Raw genomic sequence first — 5,558 nt, 5'->3', positions numbered from 1 at the left:
CCACTGGGCGAATCGACCGAGGAGCGTCGAGCCAGTGCGGTGGTGCGACTGGCCGAGGTCAGCGAGGTGCATTTGACCGGTTTCGACGCTGACGCTGAAGCAGCCTTGGCGGCTCAGTTTGTGATTGCCCGCTAAGTCAGTTCCCTTTTCCCCAACCCCGCCCTGTGCGGGGTTTTGCATTTCTGGAGAGCCTCTTTATGGCCGATATTGGCATTTTTACCGACGATGTTTTTTCTGTGTCCTCGCTGACTGCGGCGATCAACGAACAGGAATATTTGCCGGGTCGCATCAGCAGCCTGGGGCTGTTTCGCGAGGAAGGCATCAGCACCCTGACCGTCCAGATCGAAAAGGACGGTAACACCCTGGCACTGGTGCCAGCGGGTGAGCGCGGTACCTCGGGTCTGGTCGTCGGTGCCAGCAAACGGCAGATGATCCCGTTCAACACCGTTCACCTGCCGCAGCGTTTCACCATCAAGGCCGACGAGATTCAAGGCATTCGCGCCTTTGGTACGACCACCGAACTGCAGGCGGTGCAGGGCGTAGTGAACACGCGCCTGAGCAAAGCCAAGCGTCAACTCGATGCCACCCATGAATTTCAGCGCATGGGCGCGCTCAATGGTCTGGTGCTGGACGCGGATGGCTCGACGGTCCTGCTGAACATCTATCAGGCGTTTGGTGTGGAGCAACAACGCCTGTCCATGGGCCTGAACGACTCGGCGACGAAGATCCGAGTCAAGTGCGCCGAAGCGTTGGACATGCAAGACGATGAACTGGGTAGCGTGACCAGCTCGGGCGCGCGGGCCTTCTGCGGCAAGAACTTCTGGAACAAGCTGATCACGCACAAATCGGTTGAGGAAACCTACCTCAATACGATCCAGGCCGCGGAGTTGCGTGGCGATGCGCGAGACAGTTTCGAGCTGGGCGGCATTGTCTGGGAACGCTACCGCGGGCGCATCGCCGGGGTTGCGTTTATCCACGATGATCAGGCGTTGTTGATTCCCGAAGGTGTGCCGGAACTGTACATTTCCTGCTTTGCCCCAGCGGACTACATGGAAACCGCCAACACCCAAGGCCTGCCGTATTACAGCAAGCTGGAACCACTGCCGTTCAACAAGGGCATGGCGGGTGAAGCGCAGTCCAACCCGCTGCATCTGTGCACGCGTCCGCGGGCGCAGATCCTGCTGACACTCTGACCATGGCCTTTCGAGACCTGGTCGAGGCGATCGACACGGTGGTGTTCGACACCTTGGCTGATGTTGGCTTCATTGAAGGTCGGCGGGTGCTGGGCATGTTTTCGGCACCCTGGTTGCAACCCAAGATCGGTCGCTTGAACACCGGTCTGCGCGAGCCGTGTTTTCACATTCGGGTCGCCGATGCCGCGGGCGTGGAGAAAACGCAAACGGTGCTCATCGAGTTGCCCGCCCTGGACGGCGGTGGCGAGTACACCCTGACGCATCTGGAACCAGCGGGTGATGGGCTGGTGGCCTTGTCGCTGAGGTTAAAAGCATGAGTGCTGTGCCGGTGTCGCTGCAGCTTTCGGCTGACGATGTGCAGGCTTTTGAACAACTGGCCAAGGTGATGCCCAAGGCCGTGGCCGCGGCGCAACGACGGGCGATTAACAAGACGTTGGGGTGGCTGGCCACACACATGGCGCGCGATGTCAGCAAGCAGGAGCGGATTGCCGTGCGGGCAGTGCGGCAGCGTCTGCGTTGTTATCCCATCAAAGGCCAGGGGCAACCGGGCAAACTTTGGTTCGGCACCAACCCAATGGACGCCAGCCGGGTAGGGAATCCCCGTCAGGGCAAGGCCGGTGTCTCGGTGGCGGGACGACAGTATCAGGGCGCTTTTTACAAGCGTGTGTATGGCAACAAGGCGGATATCTGGATTCGTACCTCCAGCAAACATTTCAACCCGGACGACTATCCTGGTGGCGCATCCGCGACAGGAGGTAAAAGCTCGGGTTGGATCGCGGAAAACGACAATCGTTTTCCACTGGCCAAGGCCAAGGTTTCGCTCGAAGACGCCGAAGCGCCTTTTTACACCTGGGCCAACAAAGCCGATGAGCGCCTGCTGATTGTGTTCAAGCAGGAGATGAACTTTGAGTTGCATAAATACCTGAAGGGGAGCGCCCGTGTCTGATCCTGCCTTTTCGCTGGATGCGCTATACGCCGCCATCGAGGAACACCTTCGCCAAGCGCTGCCCTCGGTGCGATTTGTCGCGACCTGTCCAGAAATTCAGGACCGGGTGGCACTGCCGGCGGTGTTCCTGGAACCGGTAGAGTTTGAACCCGGGCAAGACATCGGTACTGGTGAAACGGTGCTGGTCCAACGCTTTGAAGCGCGAATTATTGTCGCGCCCGAGTTGGCCCGGCATCAGCAACTCGGTGCCCAATTGGCGGCGCAAATCGCGATCCTCCTTCGCGGACAGACCTGGGGCCTGGACAATGTCGAGCAGGCGCAATTCGTGGCCTCGCGCCAAGACTGGACCAAGCCCGAACTAGATGGCTACACCGTGTGGGTGGTGGAATGGACTCAGCAGATCTACCTTGGCGAAGTCGAGTGGCTGTGGCCAGTCGAGCCTCCCGGGACGCTGTACCTGAACGTCGACGGCTGCACCGGTACCGGCAATGAAAATCACTACTTTCAGCCGGAGGATCTGGCATGGGATACGCCAGCGCCGAACACGACCGAATGATCGCAGCCATGCTGATGCCCTGCGTGGTGGTCGGCATCGATCTGATGGCCGGGCGAGTGCGGGTCAAGGCCGGGACCTGGGTCAGTGCCTGGGTGCGTTGGCACAGTCTGGCGGCGGGCAAGGCCTGTCATTGGCGCGCGCCCAGCCTGAATGAGCAGGGCGCGCTGTTCAGCCCCAGCGGTGATCCAGCCATGGGTACTTTTATTCCGGGGCTGTATGGCAATGCCGGGGCCCCGCCGGACAACCGCGATCACGTCGAGGCCTGGTACTTCGACGATGGTGGCTCGCTGGTCTACGACTGGCAAGCCGGTAGCTACAGCATCGCGTTACCCGACGGCAGCTGCGCGACCATCACGGTCGGTGGCTCGCAGGTTGAAGTGACGCCGGAGCACATCCGAGTGACGGCCGGCCAAATCACTCTGGCGGGTGAGGTGAGCATCGACGGTGCGCTGAGTGTGTCCGGCGACATCAACGGCAGCGGCACGATCATGGACGCCGGGGGCAACAGCAACCACCACTCACATTAATTTGATGGCCCAAACATTCAGCCTGCCATGTGCGGGTTTTTTTATACCTGGAGTAATGCCCATGACAAGCAAAACCAAGGACGTATCAGCGGCCAGTGAGGCACCCTCGCCGGCCACGCTGAGCCTTTTTCGCGACACGCTGTTTACCTCGCGGGTGCTGATTCTGCTGGACGCCGAGCGCACCTTAAAAGTGGAAAAGGGTCAGGTTGCAGTGGCCTCGGATGACACGGTGGCGATCGAGTATTTGCACGGTCGCAAGGATTTTGTTCCGGCCGAGGGCTGATCGAATGATCGGGATGATCGGACTGGACCGCCGTACCGGCCAACTCATTTCCGGCCTCGATCACCTGCGCCAGTCCATCGAGGACATCTTGTCCACGCCCTTGGGCAGCCGCCGCATGCGCCCGGAGTACGGCAGCAAGCTGCGGCGCTTTGTCGACTTGCCGGTGAATGACGGCTGGAAAAGTGCCGTGCAGGCGGAGGTGGCCAGCACGCTCGGGCGTTGGGAGCCGCGCTTGAAACTGGGGCGGGTGCGCGCGGTGGCCATTCTCGACGGGCGTATCACCTTTGAGCTGACCGGGCAGTACCTTGGCAGCGACGTGACTTTGGAGGTGTCCGCATGACCATGGAACTGGCGGCCCTACCGCCGCCGCAAGTGCTGGAAGACCTCGACTTTGAAGCGGTCTACCAGGAAAAACTCGAAGCCTTCCGCTTGAGCATGGGCGACAACTGGAGCGCGGAGCTGGAAAGCGACCCGGTGCTCAAACTGATCGAGCAGGCCGCGTACGGTGCCTTGCAGAACCGGGCGCGGGTCAATGACGCCGGCAAGGCTTTGCTGTTGGCCCATGCCGAGCGGGCCGACCTCGATCACCTGGCTGCCAACGTCAACCTGCAGCGTCTGGTGATACAGGCTGGAGATCCGGGTACGGTGCCGCCGACGCCGCAGGTGCTCGAAGAGGACGATGCCTTGCGCGAGCGGGTGCAGTTGTCGTATGAGGGGCTGACCACGGCAGGGCCGCGTAACAGCTACATCCTGCATGCGCGCAACGCCTCCGGGCTGGTGGCCGATGCCACGGCAGAAAGCCCATCGCCGGCCGTGGTGGTGGTCACCGTGCTCAGCCTCGAAGGCAGCGGCACCGCTTCGCCCGAGTTACTCGAACAGGTTCGGTTGCACCTGAATGACGAAGATGTGCGGCCAGTGGCCGATCGGCTCACGGTGCAGAGTGCGGCGGTGATCGACTACCGCATCGAGGCGGTGTTGTATCCGCAGGCCCCGGGGCCGGAAAACGAAGCCTACCTGGCTGAAAGCCAGAAGCGCCTGAGCGAGTGGATCAACCCACGTCGCCGTCTGGGGCTGGAAGTCGCGCGCTCGGGCGTCGATGCACAGCTGCACATTCCCGGCATCGCCCGGGTCGAGCTGCTGGGCTGGACCGATCTCAAACCCAGCAAGGCCGAGGCAGCGTATTGCACTGGATACACCGTGACCTTGGGGGCCTGACATGAGCAGTCAGTTACCGCTCAACAGCACGCCGCTGGAACTGGCCGTGGAAGCGGCCAACTACGAAAACACATTGATTCCGCTACGCAACTTGTATGACGCCGACTCGTGTCCTGAGCACTTGCTGCCGTATCTGGCCTGGTCCTGGTCGGTGGACCGCTGGAACAACAACTGGACCCAGGAGGCCAAGCGCACGGCGATCCGTTCGGCGTACGACGTGCATGCGCGCAAAGGCACCATTGGTGCGTTGCGCCGAGTAGTAGAGCCCTTGGGCTACCTGATCGACGTGGTCGAGTGGTTCGACACCGTGCCGGAAGGCGTTCCCGGCACCTTTGCCCTGGAGGTCGGGCTGAATGACTCGGGCATCACCGAGGAGCTGTACGAGGAACTGGCGTGGTTGATCGACGACGCCCGCCCGGTTAGCCGGCACATGACCAACCTGGCGCTCAGTCTGCAGACCGAGGGCGTACTGGGCATAGCTGTGTGCGTGCAAGAAGGCGAAGAGATCGACGTATTCCCACCAGCCCCGAAAGACATCGACGTGACCGGCACTTTTGGCCCGGCGCTCTGCGTCGATGAAACCGATACCTTGGACGTTTATCCCTATGATTGATAAGACCAGTCAGTTTTTTGCCATCCTCACCGCCGTGGGCGAAGCCAAGCACGCCAATGCCATCGCCATGGGCCAGGACTGGATGTTTACCGAGATGGGCCTGGGCGATGCCAACGGCACCGACCCGATTCCCGACCGCCTGCAAACTCAGTTGATCAACGAATGGCGCCGGGCGCCGATCAATCAGATCCGAGTCGATCCGGCCAACCCCAACACAGTGATCAC

The 5,558-nt window shown here is 61.3% G+C and carries 10 protein-coding genes and 1 pseudogene; all 11 read left to right on the top strand.

Annotated features, from left to right (window positions below; genetic code table 11):
• Positions 1 to 135: pseudogene (locus SB725_RS29955) on the top strand (head decoration protein); the annotation flags it as partial.
• 62 nt (positions 136 to 197) lie between these two features.
• Complete coding sequence (locus SB725_RS29950) at positions 198 to 1,193, top strand: major capsid protein (protein ID WP_410922998.1); 996 nt, start codon at positions 198 to 200, stop codon at positions 1,191 to 1,193.
• A gap of 2 nt (positions 1,194 to 1,195) precedes the next feature.
• Positions 1,196 to 1,510, top strand: coding sequence for a hypothetical protein (locus SB725_RS29945; protein ID WP_410922997.1), 315 nt, complete (start codon positions 1,196 to 1,198; stop codon positions 1,508 to 1,510).
• Complete coding sequence (locus SB725_RS29940; RefSeq protein WP_410922996.1) at positions 1,507 to 2,139, top strand: phage tail protein; 633 nt, start codon at positions 1,507 to 1,509, stop codon at positions 2,137 to 2,139. The genes SB725_RS29945 and SB725_RS29940 overlap by 4 nt, the downstream gene beginning before the upstream one ends.
• Positions 2,132 to 2,695 carry a hypothetical protein gene (locus SB725_RS29935; RefSeq protein ID WP_410922995.1) on the top strand — a complete coding sequence of 188 codons (564 nt, stop codon included), beginning with the start codon at positions 2,132 to 2,134 and terminating at the stop codon, positions 2,693 to 2,695. The genes SB725_RS29940 and SB725_RS29935 overlap by 8 nt, the downstream gene beginning before the upstream one ends.
• Positions 2,662 to 3,222 carry a phage baseplate assembly protein V gene (locus SB725_RS29930; protein ID WP_410922994.1) on the top strand — a complete coding sequence of 187 codons (561 nt, stop codon included), beginning with the start codon at positions 2,662 to 2,664 and terminating at the stop codon, positions 3,220 to 3,222. Before SB725_RS29935 ends, SB725_RS29930 begins: the two co-directional genes overlap by 34 nt.
• Before the next feature lie 61 nt (positions 3,223 to 3,283).
• Positions 3,284 to 3,505, top strand: a complete 222-nt coding sequence (locus SB725_RS29925; RefSeq protein WP_410922992.1) for a hypothetical protein — start codon at positions 3,284 to 3,286, stop codon at positions 3,503 to 3,505.
• A 13-nt stretch (positions 3,506 to 3,518) separates the two neighbouring features.
• Positions 3,519 to 3,845: a GPW/gp25 family protein gene (locus tag SB725_RS29920; protein WP_043302559.1), complete on the top strand. Its 327-nt coding sequence runs from the start codon at positions 3,519 to 3,521 to the stop codon at positions 3,843 to 3,845.
• On the top strand, positions 3,842 to 4,720 hold the full coding sequence (locus SB725_RS29915) for a baseplate J/gp47 family protein (RefSeq protein WP_410922991.1): 879 nt from the start codon (positions 3,842 to 3,844) through the stop codon (positions 4,718 to 4,720). The genes SB725_RS29920 and SB725_RS29915 overlap by 4 nt, the downstream gene beginning before the upstream one ends.
• A gap of 1 nt (position 4,721) precedes the next feature.
• On the top strand, positions 4,722 to 5,333 hold the full coding sequence (locus tag SB725_RS29910) for a phage tail protein I (protein ID WP_027923836.1): 612 nt from the start codon (positions 4,722 to 4,724) through the stop codon (positions 5,331 to 5,333).
• The coding region (locus SB725_RS29905) for a phage tail protein (protein ID WP_410922990.1) at positions 5,326 to 5,558 on the top strand (233 nt) is incomplete at its 3' end. The genes SB725_RS29910 and SB725_RS29905, both read left to right, overlap by 8 nt.

Origin of the sequence: Pseudomonas sp. SIMBA_041 (genome assembly GCF_046535095.1) — a bacterium.
GTDB lineage: Bacteria > Pseudomonadota > Gammaproteobacteria > Pseudomonadales > Pseudomonadaceae > Aquipseudomonas > Aquipseudomonas mucoides.
Note: the sequence above shows the minus strand (reverse complement) of the source record. Positions and strands in the feature narration are given on the sequence as shown.